Origin of the sequence: Pseudoalteromonas sp. FUC4 (assembly GCF_008370255.1) — a bacterium.
Taxonomy (GTDB): Bacteria; Pseudomonadota; Gammaproteobacteria; order Enterobacterales; family Alteromonadaceae; genus Pseudoalteromonas.
On sequence record NZ_SEUI01000001.1, the window covers coordinates 304,076 to 330,181 of the forward strand.

A 26,106-nucleotide genomic window follows, 5' to 3' on the forward strand; every position below is an offset into this window, starting at 1 on the left:
ACATGTCTCAGCTACCTGAACGTTCACACTATACGTGGCGCACTTGGTTTACTTTTTTGGTTCCTTCGTTAATTGGTGTGTTTTTATTTATGACACCCATAAGTACTTCGCAAGGGATGACCATTCCTATTGCCGTTATGGCAAAAGCGGTTCAAGCAATGATGCTTGGCTCTGCTCAAGCAATTATTACCCTCATTATTTGTATTACAGGGKTTATTTCTGTAATTACTAAAGTGTTTAAACCCGCCGCTATATGTAACTCACCTTTGTTAAAGCATTTATTTGATGTGAGCTGGACATGGCTGGTGGTGCGCTTATTTGGTATGGCGTTTGGTTTAATGACGTACTTAAGCCTAGGCAGCGAGATGATTACCTCGGCCAATACTGGCGCGCTGGTATTAAATGACTTATTGCCAGTGTTGTTTTCGGTATTTATTTTAGCGGGCTTATTACTGCCGCTACTAATTAACTTTGGTCTACTAGAGCTTGCTGGTACGTTAATGACTAAAGTAATGCGTCCTGTATTTGGTGTACCAGGTAGAAGCGCGGTTGACTGTACTGCGTCGTGGTTAGGTGATGGCAGTGTGGGTATTTTAATGACTGCAAGGCAGTACGATCAAAAGCACTATACACAACGTGAAGCGGCTATTATTGGTACTACGTTTTCGGCGGTTTCAATTACATTTAGTTTAGTGGTGCTTGGGCAAGTTAAACTTGAATACCTATTTGCACCGTTTTACGCGACGGTATGTTTAGCTGGTATTGTTGCCGCTATTATTGTGCCGCGATTACCGCCATTGCGCTTTAAAAAAGACTTACTGATTGATGGTACTGAGCCAGATAGAGACGCTGAAACAATTCCGGGTCATAAAACTTTATTTGGGCATTCGTTAGATGTTGCATTAGCAAAAGCTGATAACTCAACGGGTGTTAAAGGCACTATAAAAGAGGGCGTACATAATGCGCTTGATATGGTGTTTGGTGTATTGCCTGTGGTTATGGCGGTAGGTACATTTGCACTGATCATTGCTGAGCATACACCTATATTTCAGTATTTAGGTATGCCGTTTGTGCCATTTTTAGAGTTATTACAAGTACCCGAAGCAGCCGCAGCGTCGCAGACTATTATGGTTGGTTTTGCTGATATGTTTATTCCGTCAATATTAGCAGCAGGGACTATTGAAAGTGATGTAACGCGCTTTATTATTGCGGCAATGAGTGTAACTCAGCTTATTTATATGTCTGAGGTGGGTGCACTTTTACTTGGCAGTAAAATACCGGTAAACATTTTAGAGTTGTTTATTATATTTATTTTGCGAACGCTAATTACTTTACCTGTTATTGCGCTAATGGCGCATTGGCTCGTAGGCTAAATTAACGAAAATATAATTAAGCGAATTGGTATTATTGAAAAAGCCCTGATTGATCAGGGCTTTTTTGTGTCTGTTGTATTTTTTATATTGGCGTTGGGTTTTATAAACTCCTGTTTTGCAGAGAGTCTAATCAGCGCAATATTACCAATGATAATGGCAAAAACAACAGCGACAATAATTACAATATGCCAAATTTGCATCGCAGTATCACCTAATCTTTAGTACGTTTAAGTGTGACCGCTTTGCGCTATAACAGCAATTAAATTACTCAAAATACAATCAATAACTTTAAACACAATCAATAACGTTAAAAACGTCTCGCTACCGAAAGCGTTAAAAAGTTAAGCCCAGGGTTTGGCTCTTTAAAGCCAGCGTTTGAATAGTGAATAACGCGAAGGGCAACATTGGTGTGGCCAAAATCGGCTACAAGCCCTATGCGGTCTTCAAATTGGTAGTGAGTACTTATGTTTTTACCGGCAAACTGCGTTTCATCAATCAGTGATATACCAATACCTGCTTCTACATAAAATGGGGTGTTGTTAAAACTAAAGGCAGGAAATTGCAGCACAGGTGACATAGCAAGTACTAGGTTTGATTGTGTTTCATCGCCGTGGCGGTATTCCCACATGTTTACGCTGGTTTCAAAGTAAAAGCGTGCATCACCAATTATATTTTGCATGCTAGGTGCATGATACTGATACGCAAGCTTAACGCCGTTTACGTTACCTTCGCCTTTGAGAAGGTCAACGGCATAACCGTGGCTCGATTGAGCAAAAGCAAGTTTGCCAAAAAGTGAAACTACTAATACAAAAGAGATAATAAGTGTTTTCAGTGACGTTTTCATAGGTGCCAAATGCTTGTTTGATTTAAGTTGATAACTAAATGATAAGGGCGACCTATTAACAATTACAATGAGGACAAAATGCCGGTTGTATATGAGCTGTTAATGGAGGTTTCTAACTGGTTGAATTTATTTCAGTTATTCTATTGGTGCCGTTTGGGCATTAATAAGTTGCTTATTTGTGCCTTTTTTATTGCGTATGGTTCGCGTAAATTACAGCCATCTTAATCACACAGACATATACAATTATGAAACTCTTTAAACTATTCGTTTTAGCCACTGCTTTTTTTAGCAGTTCGTTATTTGCACAAGCTCAGCAATCACCAGATCAGTTACTTGAGTCGGTAGCTGACAAGTTATTTGCAGATATTGGTCAAGTAAACTCAAAAGGGACAGCCAGCAAAGAAGCGATGGCTGCCATTGTTGAAAAACGTTTAATGCCACATATTGATGTTAAGTTTGTGTCGTTTAAATTATTAGGTAAACACATTAAAGGCATAGAGCGCGAACAAGCAGTGCAGTTTATAGATGCAGTAGAGCACTACTTAACAGGCACATACGCTGGTGCACTAATGAAGTACACAGGTCAAAAAGTAGTATTTGAGCGTAATAACGCAAAAAGTGACTCTGAGTACGCAACAGTTAATACGCAAATTATTGAACCAAATGCGCCTACTATCGACTTAAGCTTTAAGCTTCGTTTAGGTAAAAATAATGAGTGGAAAGTATACGATATAGTTGCTGAAGGCATTTCACTATTAAGCGCTAAACAAAAAGAGATTATTCAACGTATTTCTGATGTGGGTTTAGAGCAAGTTATTAGCGAGCTTAAAAGTAAATAGACTATTTGTCTGGCTCTGATTAAGCCCAACTCCAACCTCAAAAACGGCCAACTACTTATGTACTTGGCCGTTTTTATATTTTTGCGAAGGACAATACCAATCCGCAGTAATACTTAATCATTTAGAACAACTAAATAACAAAATTTTTGCCTTGCTATCACACGGTTTTCTACCTCAAAATAAATCACTTAATTAAGCGAATTGATATAATCCTAAAGGATTGTTGTTATTGCGTAATTTTGCGCTAGCAGCAAAACAAAGGTGTGCTAGAATATCGGCACTTTGATTAAGCGTGGTGTCAGCTTAAAACTGATATAACTTACCACCCCCAAGCCACACTGGAGTTGTGTTGTTTTAATGGAAAATGTACTGATTTGGCCAAAGGAATACCCATTACTTATTAAAGGACTGGTAGAACAAAACGGTGCCTTTATTTTAGATGCTTTGGAAGCTTGGCCTGCTTGTCGTTCTACAAATGAAGACGATGGTGTATGCACCACCGTGCTGCCACCTATTTATTATTTGGCATGGCTAACCCCGCTGGAGCCATTTGAAGAATGTTATTTTCAACATATCTCTGAATATGACGAAGACGCACAAGCGTACATTAGTGCGGTTAAAAGCCATTACTACGATAATGAATACACCCCTGAAAGCTTAGTGCTTATGCTATGCCAGCGCCTTGAAAAATACGCAAGTGTGGCTGCACAAAATACCATAGATACGCCACTGTCTTTAGTTGATTTATTTTTTAGTAAACGCTACTTCACCTTAATTGAGCATGCGTTAAATAATAAAAGTAAACTCTCGGCAAAGGACACATTAGCTCTATGGAAAGAAGTTGATTTTAGAGAGCGCCTAAGTGCGTTTATTCCAGAGTCTATTGCTGACTTGGATACTCTTTGTGAGCTTGCCAGCGAAAAAGTAGCAGCGGGTAAAGACTACTTTACGTTGCTTACGCAGGTTTCTCCTGATGTTGACTCTGTTGTTCTTTTAGAAAAAGCTTTGCTTACTCATTTACGTAAAAAAACAGCTAAGCAAACAATGGCTATGCGCTTTATTGAGCAAGGCGCTACTGGTGTGCTTGCTGATGAAAATAATAAAACAGCCTTTATGTGGGCCGCCGAAAAAGGCTTTGTAAATGTGGTTGAAACGCTACTTGCAAAGCAAGACAAAAAAGCGGTTGATAATTTAGGTAACACAGCACTTCATTACGCTGTATTTGCTAAAAATGAATCGTTAATGGTGCTGCTTATTAAAGCGGGCTATAACTTTAGAGCGCGCAATAAAGAAGGTTTAAGTTGTTACCGTTTAGCGGTTAGTATTAAAGCTAATAACTTGGTTAAATGTTTAGAGCGTGACTTTGGTATTAAAGAGCTTTCGCCGGAAGGGCAGTTCGATCGTATTAAAAAAGTACATGTGCTGCACGCTATCGTTACTATATTGTTGCCTTTGCAGTTGTTCTTCTTTTTTGATGAAACACTCTCTATTAAAAGTGAGCTGACGCTGGGTTTAACTATGACTGCAGTGATTTGTTTTTTCTTTGCGACCACTTTAAAACGCTGTGCGCTATATCCACATATTAAACACCCTTGGGGTTTATTTGTGCTTAGGGGCTTTTCGTTTATTAGCTTAATTGCTCAAATAGGATTGGCGAGTATTGTGGTGCTAGCTGCCTTGAGCGATTTAGTTTAGTCACTTTTAAACAGTTAATAAAAAACGCGCTTAAAGTAATTTAAGCGCGTTTTTTTGTATATAGCGTTTATGTTTAAACCTTATTTACCGTGCTCATTTGCTGCTTTTTCTTCAGCTAACTCTTCTTTAAGCTTACGGATTTTTAAACCTTGTTCTTGTCCGCGATGTCTTGCGTAGTAAGTACAGCCAATAAACATAAATGATGCAAATACCAGCTCTAACAACACCCAAATTAACTCATCTGGCGCAGCCCACAGCATGGTAAGACCGTGGATAAAATAAAGCATTACAATAAAGTTAGCCCACGCATAGGTGTATGTGTTGTCTTGAATTATGCCTCTTAGCGGCAGCAGTAAAGGAATGATAGGAAAAAACAATGACACCCAACTAGTATTACCGTCTAGAGGGGGTACAAAATACATCCACAAAGGGATCAGAATAAGTAAACCAACATAGCCAAATAGTGCTGCACGTTGAAATTTTACCGTAATCGGCTTTTTAGCTGGACTGTCAGCTGTATTCATTTAAGTTTTCTCGCAATGTGAGTAAGGCGTTTACCAACGCTTTGGCATATTTTAATTTCGTCTTTACTTAGCTGTGCACTATTAGCGCTGCCAGCGACGTGTGTTGCACCGTATGGTGTTCCACCGGTTTGTGTTGCAAGTAGTTCGGGCACATCGTATGGCACGCCCATAAGCATCATGCCGTGGTGTAATAGTGGCAAAGATAAGTTAAGTAAGGTTGCTTCATTTCCACCATGCATACTACTTGATGACGAAAATACACACGCTGGCTTATCGATTAATTGGCCTTTTAACCACAGGTCGCTGGTGGTTTCCCAAAAGCTTTTTGCTTGAGAGGCCATCATGCCAAATCGAGTTGGTGTACCAAATGCTAAACCATCGCAATTTATTAAATCATCTTTGGTGATCACGATATCGTGCGCATTTTTAGCTACAAAAGTACGCAGCAGGGCGGTTGCACCTTGTTGCTCTATCGACTCTGCTATCTCATGAGCCATTGCTTCAACTGAGCCATGGCTTGAGTGATAAAGCACCACTATGGTTGCACTCATTATAAAACGCTTAGTACGTTTTCTGGTGGACGACCAATCGCTGCTTTATTGTTATTAACTACGATAGGGCGCTCAATCAATTTTGGGTATTTAACCATAGTGTTAATAAGTGCGTCCTCATTTGTTTCATCTTTCAAATTAAGCGCTTTGTAGTCATCTTCTTTTGTGCGCATCATTTCACGTACGGATGAAAAACCAAGTTGGATTACAAGTGTTGAAATTTGATCATAAGTAAGAGGGGTTTTTAAATACTCTACAACACTTGGCTCTATCGCTTTACTTTGTAGTAGCGCTAGCGTTTCGCGTGATTTAGAACAACGTGGGTTGTGGTAAATAGTAACAGACATAAAATGATTCCAAAGTGTGAATTGCGTCTATTTTAGGGTAAGCGCTTGCAGACTTAAAGTCTTGCAAGCTCTTTTTGTAAAAGTCGATACTGGGTAAGTAGTGCTTTTAAACGTTGTTGCTTTACAAGTTGGGTAGGCTCTACAAAGTTAAGTGCTTTTTGTACTTCGTCTGCGGCTTTTAAATAAGCGCCGTATTGTGCTAATACATCGGCGTTCGCTTCGTGATAAGAGGCTAATTTATCTTGTTTTTTATACGCATCAGCAAGGAGTTGTTTGCCTAAGTTGTGGTCGGGCTTTTCGAGTAAAAAACTCTTCAAAATATTTTCGGCTAGTTCATATTGCTCAGCTTCTAGTGCTGCGTTGGCATAGTTGAGCGTAATCACCTGATTATTAGGGCGATACTGATTTAAATCAGCTAAAAATTTTACGGCTTCATCTGCCTTTTTTTGCGCGATGAGTAAATCGGTATGGGTGTCTATATAAAATAGGTTTTTAGGATCGTTTTTTAAAAGCTCGTCTAATATTGGGGCTGCTTCATCAAGCTTTTTTTGATCCAGTAAGCTAATAGCTAAACCGTACTTTAAAGCGGTGTTATCGTAGCTATTTTCGCGAAGTCGTTTTCTAAATAGGTCTTCGGCGTTTTCTGGCTTGTTGTCGTAGCGCGCAAGCACGCGGCTTTTAGCTAAATTAAACTCAAGACTGGCACTCATATGACGCACAGGAAATTGCTCTGCACGCAAACGTACATCAGATACTCGGCTCTCTGGTAATGGGTGAGTAAGTAAAAACGCAGGTGGTTTATATTTATAACGAATTTGCGCGGCAAGTTTAGTTAAAAACTCGCTCGATGCACGAGCATCAAAGCCTGCATTGTTAAGCGTTTGCATGCCTATGCGGTCAGCTTCTTGCTCGGCTGAGCGACTATGCGTTAACTGACTAAAAGCAGATTGTGTTTGGCTGGCAGATATAATGGCAATACCCGCATCTGGTGCAACAACGGTTGCTAATATTCCGGCAATCATACCGGCAATCGTCAGCGCGCTGTTATCTTGTTGTTGCTGTATTCTTCGTGCTAAGTGGCGCTGTGTTACGTGAGCAATTTCGTGACCAAGTACCGAGGCAAACTGGCTCTCGTTATCGGCTTGAGCTATTAACCCTGTGTGCACGCCAACGTGTCCGCCATAAAAGGCAAACGCGTTTATTTCTGAGTTGTTTATCCAAAAAAACGAAAACGGAAAGCGCACGTCATTAGCATTAGCAACGAGTTTACGACCAATAGTTGTGAGGTATTCATCAAGCACTGGGTCGTTTATTACTGGTGATGAGCCTCGTATTTGCATCATCATTACTTCGCCAATGGCTTGTTCTTTTTCGAGTGGCAGTGCTTGTAATGCAGAAGTTCCTAAATCAGGAAGCGTAAAGTTGGTTTGCGCTTTTAAAGGTTCGCTTATTAATAAGCTAAACGTAAGCGCAGCACTGCATAAAGTGATAAATGCTGATTTTAGCTGCATTTTATTCCTTGTTAATTTGTTCGCCAATTGCAATTTTGGCTATGTCTATTTCGTCACTGCTTGCACGGCTGTCTTTTTCGCACAATTGGTATAGTTCTTTTATTGTGACTCCATCAAGCTTTACAACGTTCAATTCTCGCTGCAAAAAAGTAATAATTTTATGTACTACCTTGTGAGCATGTAAAATAATGGCTTTATCTGCTTTGTCGCCTCGTTCAAAATAAAAGCCAATAAACTTATGTAACTGATTTATTCTGATCAAGTTTTTCATTGAATGTGGGTCCCACACTCTAAATTCCATAAAGCGATTGTTTTTTATGTATTGATCAACAATAACATCTTTAGCATAAGGCTGTGCCCATAACTCAAAGCCTCTGTCTGTAAATACTTGGTGCAGCGCAATACGTGGCTTATGTTTGGTATGTATTTCACCTAGGTTATCTTCATAGCCTTCTAGTAAATCTAAGTTCCAATTGCGTTTATCTAAAAGTTGTTTAACTGCATTGTCGAACCCATGATCTAAAATTCCTTCTGATTCGCTTATTGATGAGGCAACAAGGTGATAAAAAGGAGGTAGTTCGCCCCAATTAATCTGCTTTTTAAACCAATTAATCTCTTTGAGTGTTGGATTACTTGGTAGTTGCGCTTTATTATGCGTGCCAGGCATTAACTTATCCTTACTGCTAGTTATGTTATAAGGATAAACTATTGCAGGAATTGTTTTAACAAAAAGTTACAACGGTTTGAGCATATAGATACGTAGACCGTAAATATGCGACTTATTATTCATTTACTATACGGATAAAGTAGTTATGGTGGAGCGCGATTTAAAAGAGTTTAAGTGTCCTCAGCAATTTGTGCAGTTTAAGCTTGCGCTTCGAAGTGCACAGTCATCAAAACAACGCATCACTTTTAGTTTTAATAAAGGTGAAAGTGCGAACGACATTGAACGGTTTTTGCAAAAAAATGCTTATAGTTACAATTTTGATAAACAACGTGGGTTGTTATTAGTGGAGCCATTACATGTTTGAATACGTAAAAACATGGTACGAAAGGAAGTTCTCGGATCCTCATTCGTCTACCTTATTATTTTTATTATTGGTATCAGTTGCCTTACTTTACTTTTTTGGCGCGTTAATTGTTCCTGTGCTCGTTGCGCTGGTTATCGCTTATTTACTAGATTGGCCGGTTGTTCATTTAGAGCGTGTTGGATTAAGGCGTTTTACTGCAACAATTATTGTAATGTTGATATTTATTAGCATTATGCTCACCCTTATTTTAGTCATTGGCCCAGTGCTTTGGAAGCAAACCAGTAACTTAGTGCAAGAAACACCGCATATGCTAGAGCAGGGGAAGTCTTATTTAATGGCTTTACCTGAACAATACCCAAGTTTAATTAATATAGAACAAGTACAAGCTATTGTTGCAACAGTAGAAGCTAAAATTATTGAGTTTGGGCAAGCGGTATTATCGTTTTCACTTACGTCTTTAAAAGATGTTGTTGCTTGGCTTATATATTTGGTACTTGTGCCGTTACTGGTATTTTTTATGCTTAAAGACAAGCTAGAATTAACGAGTAGTGTCGCTAAGCTGATCCCTCAGCAACGACGTTTAATTTTGCAAGTATGGCACGAAATGAACCAACAAATAATGAACTACATTCGCGGTAAAGTGTTTGAAATTTTAATTGTTGGTGGTGTGTCGTTTATTGCATTTACGGTTTTGGATTTACGTTATGCTGCATTGCTTGGTGTACTGGTTGGTTTTTCGGTGTTAATTCCATTTATTGGTGCGGCACTGGTAACGATTCCGGTAGCGGCAGTTGCGCTATTTCAATTTGGATTAGAAACCCAGTTTTGGACCATCTTAATTATTTACGGAATTATTCAGGCGCTTGATGGCAACGTACTTGTACCTTTATTGTTTTCAGAAGCTGTTGACTTAAACCCTGTGTTTATAATTGTTGCAGTGTTATTTTTTGGTGGTTTATGGGGATTTTGGGGCGTATTTTTTGCCATCCCGTTGGCCTCTCTTGTAAAAGCACTAATAACAGCGTGGTCGTCTACTCATGAAGAGATAAGTAAAGAAACTGCTGAGTAAAAGCGTAAACAGACTTTTAGTTTAAAAAAGCATAGTAAACGCACCTCTAGTGCTAATTGATTATTACTCATTACCTGTAAAATTATGTACTATTGGTAATAAGATATATTTTTTAGTAATAAGGTGTGTTTTTTAATGTCTGAGTTTTTATTGCACGATGAGCCAGTAAAACAAGTTTACCTTGATGCAAACGCAACGACCCCTGTGTTGCCTTGTATTGCTGATGTTGTTTCTCATACCATGCAAATATGTTTTGGTAATCCTTCAAGCCCGCACATCACAGGTATTCAGGCCAAGCATTTATTAGAACAAACACGCCAAAAGGCACGCACGGTTATTGGCGCAACTAATGGCGATATCCTATTTACCTCTGGTGCAACGGAGGGTATTCAAACTGCGGTGGTTTCTACATTAATTAATGCTAAAAATCAGCCTATTAAAAACCCTGTATTGTTATATGGTGCAACTGAGCATAAAGCGGTGCCAAATACACTCAAGCACTGGAATAGCGTACTTGACGTTAACGCCGAAGAGCTTGCTATTCCGGTTGATAGTAACGGTATTTTAGATTTAGATTTTATAGCACAGCATATAGATAACGCATTGATGATTTGCACCATGGCCGTTAATAACGAAACCGGCGTATATCAAGATTTATCCGCTATAGAGCAGGTAATTCGTAGCCGTAACAAAAATGTATCGTGGATGGTTGATTGCGTTCAAGCACTCGGTAAACAAGCGCTCGCACTGAGTAATACAACTATTGATTACGCTCCTTTTTCGGGGCATAAGCTATACGCACCTAAAGGTATTGGCTTTTTATATATTCGCAGTGGCAGTGCGTACACACCTTTTATAGCGGGTGGCGGTCAAGAAAGTGGAATGCGTTCTGGCACCGAAAATCTACCCGGTATTGCAGGGTTAAATAAGCTATTTAGTATGTTGCTTGATAAATCAGACGATACATTTAAACCAATTAGCATACTTAACGCTTACCGAATCCAGTTACAAAGCGCGATAAAAGATACCTTTGGCGATATTACATTTAATCATGATTTTGCTTATAGCGTGCCAACCACACTTAACTTTGCTGTTAACGATTTAACGAGCAAAGAAGTGATTGATTTATTTGATGCTGCGGGCATTCGCGTAAGTGGTGGTTCGGCTTGTAGTACGGGGGCATCTACAAGTTTTGTTTTAGATGCAATGGGTGCAAGTAAGTGGCAAAGTGAAAATGCGATTAGGTTATCGTTTGGACCTGCTGCAACACAACACGATATTGATGATGCTTGTGTGCGTATTCGCGCTCTTAAAGCAATACTACAGGCTAACTGTTTAATTGTATCTGATAGCACTACGCCACCACAAGAAGTGTGCGCACTTGGCCTTACTCAGTTTAGGCACCAAGGAGCATGTAGTTGGCTTTATGTAAGCGATGATAAGCACGCAGTTATAATAGACCCTATTATTGAGCTTATTCCGCGTTTTGAAAAAATAGCGAACACACAAAACTTAACTATATCAGCGGTGCTTAATACTCATCTACATCAAGAGCGAGAGTCAGCGACTAATTTACTAACCAGCGTTCTTGCATCGCGTGTTGTAAAAGGTGAGGTTGATTCGCTTGGTTGGCCGCTAAATACAGCAAGTATTAACTTGGCAAACGACGTGCTTGAAAAAGTAGCGACACCTGGGCACAGCAAAGATAGCGTAAGTTATTTATTAAAAAATAGTAATGGTGAAACGCGTTACTGTTTTTGTGGTGATTTAATACTGCCTGCAGGGCTTGGCAATACATCGCTTATAGGTGGGGATGCAAAATCAATGGCACGCTCTATTTTAGCAATAAGCGAGCAACTAAATAGCACCAGTATTATTTGCTCAGGGCACGACTACCAACAATGCTTTGCCATGAACTGGGCTGTACAACAAAACCAAACGCCATTACTCAATGCGTTAGTAAGCGGCAGTATTTCAGTTGATGAATTTACAATACAAAAGCAGCAGTACGACGCTTCAAAGCAAGTAAATAACACGCAATTGTGTGGTTATGTAAATGCATTGCCTGAGATTGATACACAGCAATTAAATTTTGATGACGCTAAAGCAATGTTAAACACCAGCGATGTATATTTAATAGATACTCGGGAGCCGTATGAGCATGGAGCAAATAATGTTGCTCAGTTATTTAATACACTTGATGAAAAAACATTAAATATACCGCTTAGCAGAATGGCAAATGCGGTGTTTGAAGGGCAGTTAAGTAAAAATAACAAATATATTTTATTATGCCGTAGTGGTAACCGCTCAAAAATTGCTGCAACTAACTTAATACAACTAGGATATAAAACCGTTTATAACCTAAATGGCGGTTTAGCGCTTAGTAATTAAACAAAGATTGTAATTAGTACAAAATCGGCTTTAGAGCCGATTTTTTGTTTTTAAGGTTTATTTGTTTGCAAGGCAAGCAATTACAGTAATTAGTGAATAACTATGAAAAGTAATTAGCAGCGCTTATAAAAATTCATTAATATTTCATTTTGATTGATTAAGCTATGCCGCTGCCTTTAAAATTACAGGTAAATTAATTTATAAAATTTTTATGATACCGGTGTCAAAAGCTAAAAATTGCGTTATCATCTGCACATAAAATTATAAAAACAGCACTTTTTTTGCATTTTTAGTTATACTATTTGCGCTTTAATTTAGTGTGAATAAGTAGTCTTAAGAGTTTTGCTTTTATAAAAAACATTTTTAAATCAATTGATTGAAAAAAATAGAGGATATTTCCATGTCTAACCGAACGCAACTAGCAAGTTGGCAAGCACTAGAACAAAGTGCAGCTAAGATGAAACAAACACATCTAAAAACGTTATTTGCACAAGATGACACGCGCTTTTCTCAGTTTTCAACTCAAGTACCAGGCGTATTATTCGACTATTCTAAGCAACTTATTGATAACGATGTTTTTGCTAACTTAATGTCGCTTGCTAAAGAATGCGATATTGCATCGTGGCGCGATAAAATGTTTAGCGGTGAAAAAATAAATATCACCGAGGATCGCTCAGTTTTGCATACGGCACTTCGTAATCGTGCTCACACCCCATTAATTGTTGATGGCGAAAACGTGACACAAGCCGTAGACAACGAATTAGCTAAAATTAAAGTGTTTGTAGAAAAAGTTCGTAGCGGTAAATGGTTAGGCTATACCGGCAAAACGGTAAAAGATGTTGTAAGTATTGGTGTTGGAGGCTCTAACCTTGGTCCACAAATGGCAACTGAAGCATTAAAAGCACTTGCTGATGATACGTTAAATGTTCACTACGTATCTAATGCTGACGGTGTACAAATTTCGTCTATATTGAAAGCCATTGACCCTGAAACAACATTATTTGTTATTTCGTCAAAAACATTTACTACGTCAGAAACCATGACAAACGCAAAAACGGCGGTTGACTGGTTTTTACAAACAACAAAAGATGAAAGTACAATTGCAAAGCATTTTGTTGCAGTAAGTACAAATTTAGAAAAAACGGCAGCCTTTGGTATCAGCGACGAAAACGTATTCACTATGTGGGATTGGGTTGGTGGTCGCTTTTCACTTTGGAGTGCGATAGGCTTACCAATTGCTTTATATTTAGGCTACGACGCCTTTGAAGCAATTTTAGAAGGTGCGTTTGAAATAGACGAGCACTTTAAATCTGCGCCGTTTGAGCAAAATATACCATTAATTATGGCATTGCTTAGCGTATGGAATACGAGCTTTTTGGGCTATACAGCGCAAGCTATATTACCGTACGATCAAGCACTGCATATGTTGCCTGCGTATTTACAGCAAGGCGAAATGGAAAGTAACGGTAAACACGTTAACTTTGCAGGCGAAACGGTACCTTATACTACGGTTCCAATTATTTGGGGCATGACGGGTATTAATGGCCAGCACGCATTTTATCAGTGTTTACACCAAGGTAATGTAATTGTACCTGCAGATTTTATTGCATCAGTTAAGCCACAAGTGAATGTTGATAAGCATCACGATATTTTATTATCAAACTTCTTTGCTCAAACAGAAGCGATGATGAGTGGTGTAGATGCAGCGCAAGTTACAGCTGATTTAACCGCTAAGGGTAAATCGCAAGCAGAGATTGATGAGTTATTAAATCATAAAATTCATCAAGGCAATCGTCCTACAACGTCTATGCTATTAGATACAGTAGATGCTAAAACAGTGGGCCGTTTAATTGCACTGTATGAGCATAAGATATTTTGCCAAGGCATTATTTTAGAAATATGCTCGTTTGACCAATGGGGTGTAGAGCTGGGTAAAGGTTTAGCATCTAAAATTGAGAGTGAACTCACTGATGATAGCGTGAAACACGCTCATGATAGTTCTACAAACGGCTTAATGGCGTATTACAAACAAAACCGTACGCAGTAAAAAATTCGCTTACGCAAGTAAGTAAACCGAGTACCTTTGAACGGGTAGCGCTGGAGTGCTTAGGGTCTGTATTTTTGTGAGAGGAGATACAGGGCCCCTAAGGCTCATTTAATAAGTGCAATGATAAACAATAATAATAAATCATCGATACAGAACAATTCAGCAGGCTTTTATTTACATACAGCTATAAAAGCCATCTAATCTAGCAATAAATAGGCATACCCGCGCATTGATAAAATGTACTGGGTATCACAACGTAGAGAGTAACTATGCTTAATCCTTTTGATATTATAATTTTTGGGGGCGGTGGTGATCTTGCGTTACGCAAATTGCTACCTGCAATGTACAGAGCATATCAAGAAGGTAACTTACCTGAAGGCTCACGTATCCTACCAACAGTGCGCGAAGAATCGAAACGTGCTGAATACATAGAAACAACGCATAAAGCATTACAAGAATTTTTAAGCAAAGGTGAGTTTAACGCTAAAGATTGGAAAGCGTTTTCTACTTTTTTAGTGCCAGTGGTAAGTAATGTTACAGAAGCAGACGACAACTGGGATGTGCTAAAAGGCATTTTAGATGAGCACGAAAGCACTAAGTCTCGCGTGTTTTACTTATCGCTTCCGCCTGCTGTTTATGGCACATGTTGTGAAATATTATCGACTAAAGGTTTAATCACACCTACATCACGCGTTGTTGTTGAAAAGCCAATTGGTTATTGCGGTGCTTCTGCTGAAGCAATTAATGGAAAAATTGCAGAGTTTTTTAATGAAGAACAAATTTTCCGTATTGACCATTACTTAGGTAAAGAAACAGTACAAAACTTAATGGCGCTGCGTTTTTCAAACTCATTGTTTGAAAATATGTGGGATGCTAAATCTATTGATAACATTCAAATTAGCTTATCAGAAACGGTTGGCCTTGAAAGCCGTGCGGGTTTTTATGATAAAGCTGGTGCACTTCGTGACATGGTTCAAAACCACTTATTACAACTACTTTGTTTAGTTGCAATGGAGTCGCCTAATAAGCTTAACGCTAACAGTATTCGTAACGAAAAACTAAAAGTATTAGAAGCACTTCGCCCGCTGGTAGATGGTGATGTTGATGAAAATATTGTGCGTGGTCAATATGTACCAGGTGACTTAAACGGTAAAATTGTACCGGGTTACTTAGAAGAGCTAAATGAAGGTTCTAGTAAAACAGAAACGTTTGTAGCTATTCGCGCGCATATTGATAACTGGCGCTGGGCAGGTGTTCCATTTTACCTTCGTACGGGTAAACGTATGGCTAAACGCTGTGCTGAAATTGTAGTTGAATATAAAAAGGTATCTCACAATATTTACGAAGATAACGTGGGTAACATCGAGCCAAATCGTCTTGTTATTCGTTTGCAGCCAGAGGAAACAATTCAATTAACGCTTATGTCTAAGCGTCTTGATAATCTTCAAATGCAACTTGAACCGGTAACAATGAACATTGAGCTTTCGCAAGCTTACAGCAACGGTTTTCACTCAGATGCGTACAAGCGTTTAATGCTTGATGCTGCTGCAAATAATCCATCGTTATTTATTCACCGTGATGAAGTTCGTCAAGCGTGGAAATGGATTGATCCAATCATTGACCGCTGGCAAGACAAAGGCAAACCTGCGCTTTATCGTGCTGGTAGCTGGGGTCCGGATGACGCTGATGAACTATTGGCAGAAAAGAGCCACGTATGGTTTAACACAGGCGATAAGGTATAAGCATGGCAACACTAGTTGAAAAGTTTTTTGATGATAAAGACGCGCTAACAGCTGAGCTTTCTGCAACGCTTGAGCAATCACTACGTGATGGCATTAAAAATGATGGCCGTGCTGTATTAATGGTATCGGGAGGCTCGTCTCCTGCGCCTGCGTATAAACATTTATCAACGCTTGATTTAGATTGGCAACATGTTGATGTTGCTATGGTTGATGAGCGCTGGGTAGAGCCAAGCCATGAAAAAAGTAACGAAGCATTTATTAAAAGCACGTTATTACAAAACTATGGTAGTGCTGCAAACTTCATAACTATGAAAAATGATGCTGCAACCGCGCTGCAAGGCAGTGAAGTGTGTGAAGCCGCTTATAGCGAGCTAAAAAGCCCATATGATGTAACTATTTTAGGTATGGGCCCAGATGGCCATACTGCGTCGTTATTCCCGCATGCGGAAGGTTTAGAGTACGGTTTAACAACTGCGCAAACAGTATGTGCAATTAATGCGATACAAAGTGATGTGACGGGTAGTATTACTGAGCGAATGACGCTTACGTTAAATGCCATTGCGCAATCTAAAGTGGTTAAGCTTTTAATTAGCGGTGAAGAAAAACTCGCTGTTTATAAGCAAGCAAAAGCGGGCGGCGATGTTAATGACATGCCACTACGTGCTGTACTTAACCACCCAAGTATAAATATTGAAGTATATTGGGCACCTTGATTTAGGTACTAATCTAACTTTTAAAGGCCGCTTATATAAGCGGCTTTTTTTATTTGTTCAAATTTAAGTCTAAACACTTCAAAAAATAGCCCTGAACTGTTAACCAATGTTAATGCATAACTTTAGTTTGTATTAAAAATAACCATGAAGTGTGTTGTTTTTGCACAAAATTTATGAGTTTGAGCTGTATGTTTTTTAGCAACGTTCAGATTTAGTTAAATTTTATTTTTTCATGGTCGTTGTCATAAAAGTTTCCCTTCCTTTTTTAGCTCAAAAGCATTAGCCTAAAGGTATTAACAATGAAACATATAAATTAAAATAAACGGAGCAGTAACATGGCGGAGCAACAAGTACAGCCTTTACACAACGAAAAACATGCCAACACTAAAATTCAAAACGGCATCAATGTAGAATTCATGAAAACTCAACATTTAGTGCCAGTAGTTGCACATGAGTTTGCACGCGTAGCAAACGAGTTTCCAATGTCATTCGTTAAAAATAACGAAAGCGGCACTTTTCAAGCTGTTGCTATGTTTGGCTTAGAGCCAGGCGAAAACCTTTTTGTAGAAGATGGTAAATGGACTGCAGCATTTGCACCTATGGCAACGACTCGCTACCCACTGGGCTTAGTTAAACACCCAGATCAAGATCAATACGGTATCGTAATTGACGAAGCAAGTGCGCTTGTTGGTGAAGACGAAGGTAATGCATTATTTGAAAACGGCGAAGAAACAGATTACTTAAAACGTCGTAAAGAAGCGCTTGTATCTTTCATTGAGTTTTCTCAAGTAACTGAAGCGTTCACTAAATTCCTTGCTGATAAAGAGCTACTAATTGCACAAACGCTAACAGTAGACATTAAAGGCGAGAAAAAAGACATCAACGGTATTTACCTTATCGATGAGAAAAAGCTAAACGAGTTAAGCGATGCTGATTTCCTTGAGCTTCGTAAACGCGGTTACCTAGCACCAATTTATTCTTTCTTAACGTCTACGCATCAAGTAGCACGTTTAGCGCGTTTAAAAGCTAAACAAGCTTAATTACAAACACGTAAAATTTAAAAAAGCGCTTTAAGGCGCTTTTTTTATGCCATTAAACTCACTTTAGTTGAAATTAAGCCCGCAACCATTCACATTAGTTTACAACTTTCCCATAAAAGAACTCATTATGAAAACACCATTATTAGCCATTTTTGCGAGCAGCCTTGTTGCTTTAAGCAATAGTGCATTAGCTGCAGAGACTCCTTTTGCCATTGCGATTCATGGTGGGGCAGGGACAATCGAAAAAGCACGATTCACACCGGCTCAAGAAAAGCAGTACCGCGCTAAATTAACGCAAGCTGTAGAGACAGGTTATAAAGTATTGCAACAAGGTGGTGAAAGCTTAGATGCGGTGACAGCGGCCATTACAGTATTAGAGCAATCGCCTTATTTTAATGCAGGGCGTGGGGCGGTATACACTTACGATGGCGGGCATGAGCTTGATGCATCCATAATGGATGGTCGAAACCGTGAAGCAGGCGCAGTTGCGGGTGTAAAGCATATTGAGAGCCCAATTAAGTTAGCGCGCTTGGTAATGGATAACTCTGTACATGTAATGCTTAGCGGGCAAGGCGCTGAGGAGTTTGCTAAAGAGCAGGGCGTTGAGCTTATCGAAAATAACTTATTTGATACAGAGCCTCGTTATAAAGCGCTTTTAAAAGCAAAACAAAAATTAGATAAGGCCAAAGCAACTAGCAAAGAGTATCAAGCAGCGCACAAAGCATTACCTAATAACTATAAAATGGGCACTGTGGGTGCCGTGGCACTTGATAAAAACGGTAATTTAGCAGCGGGTACATCAACAGGCGGTATGACCGCAAAACGTTATGGCCGTGTGGGTGATGCGCCGGTAATTGGTGCAGGAACATTTGCTGAAAACGAATCGTGTGCTGTATCGGCAACCGGGCATGGCGAGTATTTTATTCGCTATAACGTAGCAAGTGATATTTGTGCGCGGGTTAAATATCAAAATAAAACCATTGCACAAGCAGGCGATGAAGTTATTAACCAAGTACTTGCGCCGATTGGCGGTACGGGTGGTGTAATTATTGTTGATACGAAGGGGAATATTAGCTTGCCGTTTAATACCTCGGGTATGTATCGTGCGAGTAAATCGAACACACAAGCGACCTATGTAGGTATATTTAACGACGAATAGCTCATAAGTACATATATCTGGGCAGATATGCGCTTTGTAGGATTAACCCTGAGCATTTAGTTTGATACAATTAATGCTCTATTATTAATTTTATAAGGTATGCGGGTGGTTAACCTAGGTCAGTTGTTTGGCGAGCTAAAAACGTGCTTGAAAAAAGATCAATTTATTTTTAAAAAACGCTTACATGGCGTAAAAAAAATAACCGATGAAAACAAGCATGCCAACGCGCTTGAAAAAATAGCGGCTGATATAACCCGTAGCCAAGAATTACGTGACAAACGCTTAGCGGGTCTTCCTAAAGTGACTTATCCTGAGCAATTGCCAGTAAGTCAAAAAAAGGATGTAATTAAAGACGCCATTGCAAACAACCAAGTGGTTATTATTGCCGGTGAGACGGGCTCAGGTAAAACAACGCAAATACCTAAAATGTGTTTAGAGCTTGGCCGTGGGGTTGATGGTTTAATAGGTCATACGCAACCACGCCGATTAGCAGCGCGTACGGTGGCTAACCGTATTGCTGAAGAAATGAAATGTGAACTTGGTCAGCAAGTTGGCTTTAAAATTCGTTTTAGCGACCAGGTATCTAATAATACGTATATTAAATTAATGACCGACGGTATTTTGCTTGCTGAAATACAACAAGACCGTTTTTTAAATCAATACGACACCATCATTATAGATGAAGCGCATGAGCGTAGTTTAAACATCGACTTTATTTTAGGTTACTTAAAAAACCTACTTCCAAAACGCCCTGATTTAAAAGTTATTATTACTTCGGCAACCATCGACCCGGAGCGCTTTTCAAAGCACTTTAATGATGCGCCCATTATAGAAGTATCGGGTCGTACTTTCCCAGTTGATGTGCGCTACAACCCTATTACTGATATTAATAAAGATGATATGGAAGCGGAGGGCGATCAGCTACAAGGTATTTTTGATGCCGTTGATGAGCTGTGCGCTGAAGGCCCTGGCGATATTCTCATATTTTTAAATGGTGAGCGTGAAATACGGGATACCGCAGATGCACTTAGCAAGCGTAATTTAAAACACACCGATGTATTGCCACTTTACTCGCGTTTATCTAACGCAGAGCAAAACCGTATATTTGCGCCGCATTCTCGTCGTCATATTATTTTATCGACTAACGTAGCCGAAACATCACTCACCGTGCCGGGTATTCGTTATGTAATAGACCCAGGTACTGCGCGTATAAGTCGCTACAGCTATCGTACAAAAGTACAGCGCCTGCCAATAGAGCCTATATCGCAAGCGAGTGCTAATCAGCGTATGGGCCGTTGTGGACGCGTTGAAGCCGGTATTTGTATTCGTTTGTACTCTGAGGATGATTTTTTATCGCGCCCAGAGTTTACCGATCCAGAAATACTGCGTACTAATCTAGCGTCTGTTATTTTGCAAATGTTAGCGTTAGGGCTTGGCGATATGGCGCAATTTCCGTTTGTGCAAGCGCCAGATAGCCGTAATATTAATGATGGCCTAACATTGCTTGAAGAGCTACAAGCGGTCAAACCAGCTAAACGCGATAGCAAAACCAGTTTAACTCAATCGGGCAGAGAGCTTAGTCGATTACCGGTTGATCCACGTTTAGCCAAAATGGTGCTGACAGCACATAAACTCGGTGCACTTCGCGAAGTGATTATTATTGTGGCGGCGCTGTCGATTCAGGATCCGCGCGAACGCCCACAAGAAAAACGTGCCGCAGCAAATGAAAAGCATGGGCGCTTTGATGACCCAGATTCAGATTTTATCGCTTTTTTAAACTTATGGAATTACCTAGAGGAGCAGCAAAGCGAGCTAACCAACGGCCAGTTTAGAAAGCTGTGTCAAAAAGACTTTTTAGCCTATATGCGTCTTCGTGAATGGCAAGACATTGTTTATCAAATTAGCACTGTATGTAACGAAATGGGTATGAAAGCAACCAGCCAAGCGGCTGATGCCGAGTTAGTGCATAAAGCGTTATTAAGCGGAATGCTAAGCCATATTGGCTTTAAAGATGAGAAACAAATATACAAAGGCGCACGTAATAGCCAGTTTCATATTTTTCCGGGTTCAAGTTTATTTAAAAAGAGCCCTAAATGGATTATGTCGGCAGAGCTGGTAGAAACCAGTAAGTTATATGCCCGTACAAATGCAAAAATAGACATTAATTGGGTCGAGCCACTAGCACTGCATCTAGTAAAACGTAGCTACACCGAGCCACACTGGGAGAAAAAACCAGGTGCGGTAATCGCGTTTGAGCAGCAAACTTTATACGGCTTACTTGTTGTAAATAAACGCCGCTGTGTTTATAGCAATATTGACCCTAAAGTGAGCCGAGAGCTTTTTGTACGCACTGCATTAGTTGAGCAAGAGCTGGGCTTAAACGAGAGCTTTTTAGCATTTAACCGTGAGCTAATTGAAGATATTCAAGTGCTGGAAAATAAGTCACGTCGTCGTGATATTTTAGTTGATGAGCAAACGTTATTTGAGTTTTACGATAAAAAAATACCCAAAGAAATTAATAACCGTGCTGCATTTTTAAAATGGTATAAAACACAAAAACAACAAAATAAGTATTACTTACACATGACTCGTGAAGAGCTAATGCAGCATGGTGCAAGTAATATCACTGAGTTTGACTACCCAGATACATGGCAGCAAGACAATATTATATTGCCGCTTGCTTATCATTTCGACCCAGGCCAAGCAGTTGATGGCGTTGCGGTACAGATACCGGTAGCGCTTTTAAATCAAGTCCAAGAAAGTGGTTTTGACTGGCATATACCTGCATTCAGGCATGAGTTAATAAGTGGGCTTATAAAGTCATTGCCTAAATCGCTGCGTCGTAATTTTGTGCCAGCACCAAACTATGCTGATGCAGTGCTGGCAGCGATTGAGCCAATGCAAGGTGGCTTAATTGATGCTTTAGCCACGCGTTTATTAAGAATGACAGGTGTGAGGGTTGATCCAGAGGCATGGGACTTAAGTGCATTAGCCCCGCATTTACGATTACAGTTTGAAGTACGTGATGAGAGCGATAAGTTACTTGCACGAGGACTTGATTTAGCCAAGCTCAAAGCAGAGCTGCAAGGTGAAGTCACCGAAACACTGTCTAAAGTAGCCGATAAAGGCATTGAAAAGTCAGATCTAACACAATGGGACTTCGGTGAGTTACCAGCTTCTTATGTGAAAAAACAAGGTCAATACGAAATAAAAGCATACCCTGCGCTGGTGGATAAAAAATCAGCTGCTGCAGTGGAGCTTTTTGATAGTGAAGCAAAAGCGCAGCAAGCACATCAACAAGGTTTACGCCGTTTAGTACTATTAAATGTGCCATCGCCAATTAAGTACTTACAACAAAATTTACCGAATAAAGCAAAGCTGGGCTTGTACTTTAACCCATTTGGTAAAATAGCCGATTTAATTGATGACTGTATAGCCGCAGGCGTTGATAGCTTATTAGTGAAACACGGCGATATACGCGACGAAAAAGCATTTGAAATAGTAAAAGAGCAAATACGTGGTGAGCTCGGTGATGCGGTTGTATCTATTGCAACGCAAGTTGAGCAAGTATTAAGTATTGCTCACGCACTTCATAAAAAAATGAAAGGGCGAGTAGATTTAACCATGATCACTGCACATGGCGATATAAAATCACAGCTTGAGTCGCTTATATTTAAAGGTTTTGTGAGCGCGCATGGCGCAGATAAAATAGCGGATTTAATTCGTTATTTAAAAGCGATTCAAAAACGTTTAGAAAAGCTGCCTGTGGATCCAAATCGTGATAGGTTATGCGTACTTGAGCTAGATAAAGTTGCGCAAGAGTATAAAAAAGTAGTTAATAAAACGCCTAAAGGGTTGCCTATACCACAAGAAGTAACCGCTATTTTTTGGATGCAACAGGAGCTTAGAGTGTCGCTATTTGCTCAAACACTAGGCACGCCTTACCCAATTTCGGCCAAGCGGGTTCTTAATGCGATAAAAGAGATAGAATAAAACTTGCATTTTCTATTAAGCTTAGTACCTTAATAGAAGGATTTATTTTTGTTTTGAAAAGGAAGCGACATAGCTATGTCCTCATCGATTGAACATAAAACAAAGCGACTTTTAGTGGTAGATGACGAGTATTTTAATTTTGAAATGCTTAAAGCCGCACTAGCGTCGAAATTTGATGTTAGTTACGCAGATTCAGGGCAAAGCTGCCTTGCATCAGCAATAGCAAGTCCGCCAGATATAATTTTGCTTGATGTTTGTATGCCTGGTCTTGATGGTTATGATACATGCCGAATGCTAAAGCACACACCTGAAACAAAAAATATTCCTGTTGTTATGGTATCGGGCCTAGAGTCCCCATCTGAAAAACAAGCAGGGTTTGATGCTGGTTGTAATGCGTATGTTGTAAAGCCATTTTCAGTGGGTGCTTTGTTGGGAAAAATTAACACGGTTGTTTAGAGGTAACATATGTTTACTGATGATAAGCGAAATTTTAGACGCATGCAGATTAACACTCCTGCAAATTTAACAACGATAGAACCAATAGCGGGTTTAAATTTTGCCGCAGAGTGCGTGGATTTAAGTGCAACAGGCTTATCAATTCATTTAGATGAATTGCTTGAACCTAATACCTTACTGACGGTGAACATTGATTCGACTCATCCAAGTATTGCGCCTTTAAATGCAACAGCAAAAGTAATACGTGCCAGCAAAGAAGATGATGGCACGGTAACCGCAGGTCTTGAAATCATTCAGTTTAACTAAGTCGAATCCAGTTAAACTCAATGATTAGATATTAAAAAACCTTACAGATTAAGCCTTTTAAGTAAAAGCCTTCAGGGTAGCTGCCAGCAATTGGGTGATCGGCTGCCTGGTTTAATCGCTCCATTATAAGTAGATCTTTACCTGCATCAAGTGCTGCATCGGCGACTACTTTTTGAAACAAGTTTTGTTCCATTAAACCAGAGCATGAGAATGTTAGTAGTGTTCCACCTGGCTTTAGTATTTGCATAGCAATCATGTTGATATCTTTATAACCACGGCACGCACCTGTTAGCTGAGCTTTATTGTCAGCAAACTTTGGTGGATCCATTACGATGGTATCGAACTGTCTGCCTTCGTCGCGGTACTGACGTAGTAACTTAAATACATCCTGCTTAACAAAGCTTACTTTATCTAAATCTAAGTTGTTGTGCTCAACATTACGTTTTGCTGTATCTAAAGCCGGTTGCGATACATCTACGTTAGTTACATGCTCACATCCACCACGTAGGGCGTACAACGAGAACGTACCTGTATAACTAAAACAGTTAAGTACAGTTTTGCCTTTTGAAAAACGCTCAAGTGCGGCGCGGCTGTCACGCTGATCTAAGTAAAATCCTGTTTTGTGACCTTCAATTATATCAACTTCGATTTTTAAGCCGTTTTCCTCAATAAGTACCGGCTGTGTTGGTTCATTGCCCCAAAGAGCGCCTTTAATTGGCTCTAAGCCTTCTTTAGTACGTACATCTACGTCAGAGCGCTCATATATGCTAGAACCGGGGAAAATAGACATCAACGCGCCTACAATCTCTCCTTTATGGCGCTCGGCACCGGCACTTAATAGCTGGCACACTAATACATTATCAAATTTATCGATTGTAACGCCTGGTAAGTAATCAGATTCAGCAGCACATAAGCGGAACCCTGTTAATCCGCCTTCTTCAATAACTTGGCTACGGGCTTCTAATGAGCGACGTAAACGGCGTTCAAAAAAGTGTTGATCGATGACTTCTTTTTCGTCAAAGCTCCAAACACGTGCACGAATTTGTGAGTGAGGGCTATACGCAGCAGTTGCTAAAAACTTACCTTCGCTGTCGTGAATCGTTACTGTGTCGCCTAATCCAGGTTTACCTTTAATTTTTTTGATGGCTTTTGAAAATAACCAAGGGTGTTTTCTTTTTAATGATTTATCGCGACCAGCTTGTAGGTAAACGGCAGATGACATAAGGCTTCTCAGTAGTAATAAATAAGCGCTGTATTTTAGTCAAGCAAGGAGCAACATACAACGAATGTTTTGCAAGGTTGGCATAAAGCACGGTAAAGTACGGATAATTCATCCATTCATTAGATTTTGGAACCTAATAGTGCCTGACGCCGTTTTAAGCCCCGATTTAGAAATACTTAATTCACGATGTAGAGAATTTATAGCCTCTTTAGTGTGTGCCGATGTAGCTCATGATATTACCCACATAGAACGGGTGGTACGCGTTGCAATACAGCTATGTAATGCAGAGCAGGCAAACATATCGGTAGTATTACCCGCAGCGTGGATGCACGACTGTGTGGCAGTCGCTAAAAACCACCCCGATCGCGCAAAAGCCTCGTCTATGGCGGCAGATAAAGCATTGGGTTTTTTAAAATCGATTAATTATGACGAGTCACTTTTTGATGATATTCATCATGCTATTGCAGCACACAGCTTCAGCGCAAATATAAAAATTAAAACAGTTGAAGCACAAATAGTACAAGATGCCGACAGAATGGATGCTTTGGGCGCTATTGGCGTGAGCCGCTGTATGAAAGTAGGCGGCTCAATCGGACGGTCACTGTATAACCCAGAAGACCCTTTTTGTATTGAACGCGAAGCTGATGATAAAACATACACACTTGATCACTTTTTTATAAAATTACTACATATTGCCGATAGTATGAATACCCCATCAGCTAAAGCAGAGGCAAATAGACGTACAACATATATGCGTGAGTTTTTAGAGCAATTAAAGTCAGAAATTGGTGAGTAACGTGAATAATACAAACATACCTAAATTATCGGGGATTGATCATTGTCATTTAAACGTTGATAACTTATCGGATGCCGTAAAGTGGTATGAACGTGTTTTAGGTTTTAGTGTAGTGCCCGAACTTGCATTTTGGGGTGAGGAGGGTCGAGGCCCTCTAACCCTTGAAGACGCTAGTTCGACAACGCGTCTAGCATTGTTTGAAGGCGAAGGGCGCAGCAAAGGAATTGCATTTTTAGCCACGGGGGAGCAATTTATACAGTGGCTAAATCATCTTGAGAGTTTAAACATAAAAGCAGTGCTAGCGGATCATGCTGTAACGTTTTCTATGTACTTTAAAGATGAAAGCGGTAATAGCCATGAAATTACCTCACATGACTACAGCTATATTAAGTGTATTTATAACGATGTGAAGCTTGGGTCGCACGCTAGTAAAAAACGTACGGGTTAAATGAACACT

The 26,106-nt window shown here is 39.8% G+C and carries 24 protein-coding genes; 16 read left to right on the forward strand and 8 right to left on the reverse strand.

Annotation, left to right across the window (positions count from 1 at the left end; translation table 11 throughout):
- The first annotated feature begins 2 nt into the window (after positions 1–2).
- Positions 3–1,373 (forward strand): YjiH family protein, encoded by a 1,371-nt coding sequence (locus EU510_RS01395; RefSeq protein WP_149591936.1) that lies wholly within the window; start codon positions 3–5, stop codon positions 1,371–1,373.
- 53 nt (positions 1,374–1,426) lie between these two features.
- On the opposite strand, the gene EU510_RS01400 is transcribed toward EU510_RS01395, so the two are convergent.
- On the reverse strand, positions 1,427–1,573 hold the full coding sequence (locus tag EU510_RS01400) for a DUF2897 family protein (RefSeq protein WP_149591937.1): 147 nt from the start codon (positions 1,571–1,573) through the stop codon (positions 1,427–1,429).
- A 107-nt stretch (positions 1,574–1,680) separates the two neighbouring features.
- Positions 1,681–2,217: an acyloxyacyl hydrolase gene (locus EU510_RS01405; RefSeq protein ID WP_149591938.1), complete on the reverse strand. Its 537-nt coding sequence runs from the start codon at positions 2,215–2,217 to the stop codon at positions 1,681–1,683.
- 245 nt (positions 2,218–2,462) lie between these two features.
- Between EU510_RS01405 and EU510_RS01410 the strand changes: the two genes are divergently transcribed.
- The gene (locus EU510_RS01410; RefSeq protein WP_024606588.1) at positions 2,463–3,056 is read left to right on the forward strand and encodes a phospholipid-binding protein MlaC; all 594 of its coding nucleotides are present in this window, start codon (positions 2,463–2,465) and stop codon (positions 3,054–3,056) included.
- 357 nt (positions 3,057–3,413) lie between these two features.
- Positions 3,414–4,751: an ankyrin repeat domain-containing protein gene (locus EU510_RS01415; RefSeq protein ID WP_149591939.1), complete on the forward strand. Its 1,338-nt coding sequence runs from the start codon at positions 3,414–3,416 to the stop codon at positions 4,749–4,751.
- A gap of 80 nt (positions 4,752–4,831) precedes the next feature.
- Here the strand turns inward: EU510_RS01415 and EU510_RS01420 are convergent, their stop codons facing one another.
- The 5 genes from EU510_RS01420 to EU510_RS01440 are packed head-to-tail and all read right to left on the reverse strand — an operon-like array spanning position 4,832 to position 8,351.
- Positions 4,832–5,275 carry a DUF2069 domain-containing protein gene (locus EU510_RS01420; RefSeq protein WP_149591940.1) on the reverse strand — a complete coding sequence of 148 codons (444 nt, stop codon included), beginning with the start codon at positions 5,273–5,275 and terminating at the stop codon, positions 4,832–4,834.
- Complete coding sequence (gene wrbA, locus EU510_RS01425; RefSeq protein ID WP_149591941.1) at positions 5,272–5,826, reverse strand: NAD(P)H:quinone oxidoreductase; 555 nt, start codon at positions 5,824–5,826, stop codon at positions 5,272–5,274. The genes EU510_RS01420 and wrbA overlap by 4 nt, the downstream gene beginning before the upstream one ends.
- Positions 5,826–6,173 (reverse strand): arsenate reductase (glutaredoxin), encoded by a 348-nt coding sequence (gene arsC / locus EU510_RS01430; protein WP_149591942.1) that lies wholly within the window; start codon positions 6,171–6,173, stop codon positions 5,826–5,828. Before arsC ends, wrbA begins: the two co-directional genes overlap by 1 nt.
- Before the next feature lie 53 nt (positions 6,174–6,226).
- Positions 6,227–7,684, reverse strand: a complete 1,458-nt coding sequence (locus tag EU510_RS01435) for a M48 family metalloprotease (protein WP_149591943.1) — start codon at positions 7,682–7,684, stop codon at positions 6,227–6,229.
- Position 7,685: 1 nt separating this feature from the next.
- Positions 7,686–8,351 (reverse strand): hypothetical protein, encoded by a 666-nt coding sequence (locus EU510_RS01440; RefSeq protein ID WP_149591944.1) that lies wholly within the window; start codon positions 8,349–8,351, stop codon positions 7,686–7,688.
- Between the two features lie 145 nt (positions 8,352–8,496).
- Between EU510_RS01440 and EU510_RS19960 the strand changes: the two genes are divergently transcribed.
- From EU510_RS19960 to EU510_RS01495, 11 genes are all read left to right on the forward strand, one after another.
- Positions 8,497–8,715 (forward strand): hypothetical protein, encoded by a 219-nt coding sequence (locus tag EU510_RS19960; protein ID WP_149591945.1) that lies wholly within the window; start codon positions 8,497–8,499, stop codon positions 8,713–8,715.
- Positions 8,708–9,784 carry an AI-2E family transporter gene (locus EU510_RS01450; RefSeq protein WP_149591946.1) on the forward strand — a complete coding sequence of 359 codons (1,077 nt, stop codon included), beginning with the start codon at positions 8,708–8,710 and terminating at the stop codon, positions 9,782–9,784. Before EU510_RS19960 ends, EU510_RS01450 begins: the two co-directional genes overlap by 8 nt.
- 135 nt (positions 9,785–9,919) lie before the next feature.
- A complete protein-coding gene (locus EU510_RS01455) occupies positions 9,920–12,175 on the forward strand; it encodes an aminotransferase class V-fold PLP-dependent enzyme (RefSeq protein ID WP_149591947.1) in 2,256 nt (751 codons plus the stop codon).
- A gap of 400 nt (positions 12,176–12,575) precedes the next feature.
- Positions 12,576–14,222, forward strand: coding sequence for a glucose-6-phosphate isomerase (gene pgi, locus EU510_RS01460; RefSeq protein WP_149591948.1), 1,647 nt, complete (start codon positions 12,576–12,578; stop codon positions 14,220–14,222).
- Positions 14,223–14,491: 269 nt separating this feature from the next.
- On the forward strand, positions 14,492–15,964 hold the full coding sequence (gene zwf / locus EU510_RS01465) for a glucose-6-phosphate dehydrogenase (protein ID WP_149591949.1): 1,473 nt from the start codon (positions 14,492–14,494) through the stop codon (positions 15,962–15,964).
- Between the two features lie 2 nt (positions 15,965–15,966).
- A complete protein-coding gene (pgl, locus tag EU510_RS01470) occupies positions 15,967–16,677 on the forward strand; it encodes a 6-phosphogluconolactonase (RefSeq protein ID WP_149591950.1) in 711 nt (236 codons plus the stop codon).
- Positions 16,678–17,012: 335 nt separating this feature from the next.
- Positions 17,013–17,717, forward strand: coding sequence for a SapC family protein (locus EU510_RS01475; protein ID WP_149591951.1), 705 nt, complete (start codon positions 17,013–17,015; stop codon positions 17,715–17,717).
- A gap of 127 nt (positions 17,718–17,844) precedes the next feature.
- Positions 17,845–18,876, forward strand: coding sequence for an isoaspartyl peptidase/L-asparaginase family protein (locus tag EU510_RS01480; RefSeq protein ID WP_149591952.1), 1,032 nt, complete (start codon positions 17,845–17,847; stop codon positions 18,874–18,876).
- Positions 18,877–18,981: 105 nt separating this feature from the next.
- Positions 18,982–22,869: an ATP-dependent RNA helicase HrpA gene (gene hrpA / locus EU510_RS01485; protein WP_188085386.1), complete on the forward strand. Its 3,888-nt coding sequence runs from the start codon at positions 18,982–18,984 to the stop codon at positions 22,867–22,869.
- Between the two features lie 75 nt (positions 22,870–22,944).
- Positions 22,945–23,325 carry a PleD family two-component system response regulator gene (locus EU510_RS01490; RefSeq protein ID WP_149591954.1) on the forward strand — a complete coding sequence of 127 codons (381 nt, stop codon included), beginning with the start codon at positions 22,945–22,947 and terminating at the stop codon, positions 23,323–23,325.
- Positions 23,326–23,334: 9 nt separating this feature from the next.
- Positions 23,335–23,631: a PilZ domain-containing protein gene (locus EU510_RS01495; protein WP_149591955.1), complete on the forward strand. Its 297-nt coding sequence runs from the start codon at positions 23,335–23,337 to the stop codon at positions 23,629–23,631.
- A 31-nt stretch (positions 23,632–23,662) separates the two neighbouring features.
- Here the strand turns inward: EU510_RS01495 and EU510_RS01500 are convergent, their stop codons facing one another.
- On the reverse strand, positions 23,663–24,853 hold the full coding sequence (locus EU510_RS01500; RefSeq protein ID WP_149591956.1) for a class I SAM-dependent methyltransferase: 1,191 nt from the start codon (positions 24,851–24,853) through the stop codon (positions 23,663–23,665).
- A 64-nt stretch (positions 24,854–24,917) separates the two neighbouring features.
- Here EU510_RS01500 and EU510_RS01505 point away from each other — a divergent pair, with 64 nt between their 5' ends.
- On the forward strand, positions 24,918–25,649 hold the full coding sequence (locus EU510_RS01505; RefSeq protein WP_410477395.1) for an HD domain-containing protein: 732 nt from the start codon (positions 24,918–24,920) through the stop codon (positions 25,647–25,649).
- A gap of 1 nt (position 25,650) precedes the next feature.
- Positions 25,651–26,097 carry a VOC family protein gene (locus tag EU510_RS01510; RefSeq protein ID WP_149591958.1) on the forward strand — a complete coding sequence of 149 codons (447 nt, stop codon included), beginning with the start codon at positions 25,651–25,653 and terminating at the stop codon, positions 26,095–26,097.
- The last annotated feature ends 9 nt before the right edge of the window (positions 26,098–26,106 follow it).

What these genes read in the sequence shown, in the direction of transcription:
- arsC (WP_149591942.1), bottom strand. Translation starts at nt 6,173, where the DNA reads ATGTCTGTTACTATTTACCACAACCCACGTTGTTCTAAATCACGCGAA.
- wrbA (WP_149591941.1), bottom strand. Translation starts at nt 5,826, where the DNA reads ATGAGTGCAACCATAGTGGTGCTTTATCACTCAAGCCATGGCTCAGTT.
- EU510_RS01475 (WP_149591951.1), top strand. Translation starts at nt 17,013, where the DNA reads ATGGCGGAGCAACAAGTACAGCCTTTACACAACGAAAAACATGCCAAC.
- EU510_RS01440 (WP_149591944.1), bottom strand. Translation starts at nt 8,351, where the DNA reads ATGCCTGGCACGCATAATAAAGCGCAACTACCAAGTAATCCAACACTC.
- EU510_RS19960 (WP_149591945.1), top strand. Translation starts at nt 8,497, where the DNA reads ATGGTGGAGCGCGATTTAAAAGAGTTTAAGTGTCCTCAGCAATTTGTG.
- EU510_RS01505 (WP_410477395.1), top strand. Translation starts at nt 24,918, where the DNA reads ATGTTTTGCAAGGTTGGCATAAAGCACGGTAAAGTACGGATAATTCAT.
- EU510_RS01480 (WP_149591952.1), top strand. Translation starts at nt 17,845, where the DNA reads ATGAAAACACCATTATTAGCCATTTTTGCGAGCAGCCTTGTTGCTTTA.
- EU510_RS01500 (WP_149591956.1), bottom strand. Translation starts at nt 24,853, where the DNA reads ATGTCATCTGCCGTTTACCTACAAGCTGGTCGCGATAAATCATTAAAA.
- EU510_RS01410 (WP_024606588.1), top strand. Translation starts at nt 2,463, where the DNA reads ATGAAACTCTTTAAACTATTCGTTTTAGCCACTGCTTTTTTTAGCAGT.
- EU510_RS01495 (WP_149591955.1), top strand. Translation starts at nt 23,335, where the DNA reads ATGTTTACTGATGATAAGCGAAATTTTAGACGCATGCAGATTAACACT.
- EU510_RS01405 (WP_149591938.1), bottom strand. Translation starts at nt 2,217, where the DNA reads ATGAAAACGTCACTGAAAACACTTATTATCTCTTTTGTATTAGTAGTT.
- EU510_RS01490 (WP_149591954.1), top strand. Translation starts at nt 22,945, where the DNA reads ATGTCCTCATCGATTGAACATAAAACAAAGCGACTTTTAGTGGTAGAT.
- EU510_RS01450 (WP_149591946.1), top strand. Translation starts at nt 8,708, where the DNA reads ATGTTTGAATACGTAAAAACATGGTACGAAAGGAAGTTCTCGGATCCT.
- EU510_RS01455 (WP_149591947.1), top strand. Translation starts at nt 9,920, where the DNA reads ATGTCTGAGTTTTTATTGCACGATGAGCCAGTAAAACAAGTTTACCTT.
- EU510_RS01420 (WP_149591940.1), bottom strand. Translation starts at nt 5,275, where the DNA reads ATGAATACAGCTGACAGTCCAGCTAAAAAGCCGATTACGGTAAAATTT.
- pgi (WP_149591948.1), top strand. Translation starts at nt 12,576, where the DNA reads ATGTCTAACCGAACGCAACTAGCAAGTTGGCAAGCACTAGAACAAAGT.
- EU510_RS01435 (WP_149591943.1), bottom strand. Translation starts at nt 7,684, where the DNA reads ATGCAGCTAAAATCAGCATTTATCACTTTATGCAGTGCTGCGCTTACG.
- zwf (WP_149591949.1), top strand. Translation starts at nt 14,492, where the DNA reads ATGCTTAATCCTTTTGATATTATAATTTTTGGGGGCGGTGGTGATCTT.
- EU510_RS01400 (WP_149591937.1), bottom strand. Translation starts at nt 1,573, where the DNA reads ATGCAAATTTGGCATATTGTAATTATTGTCGCTGTTGTTTTTGCCATT.
- pgl (WP_149591950.1), top strand. Translation starts at nt 15,967, where the DNA reads ATGGCAACACTAGTTGAAAAGTTTTTTGATGATAAAGACGCGCTAACA.
- EU510_RS01415 (WP_149591939.1), top strand. Translation starts at nt 3,414, where the DNA reads ATGGAAAATGTACTGATTTGGCCAAAGGAATACCCATTACTTATTAAA.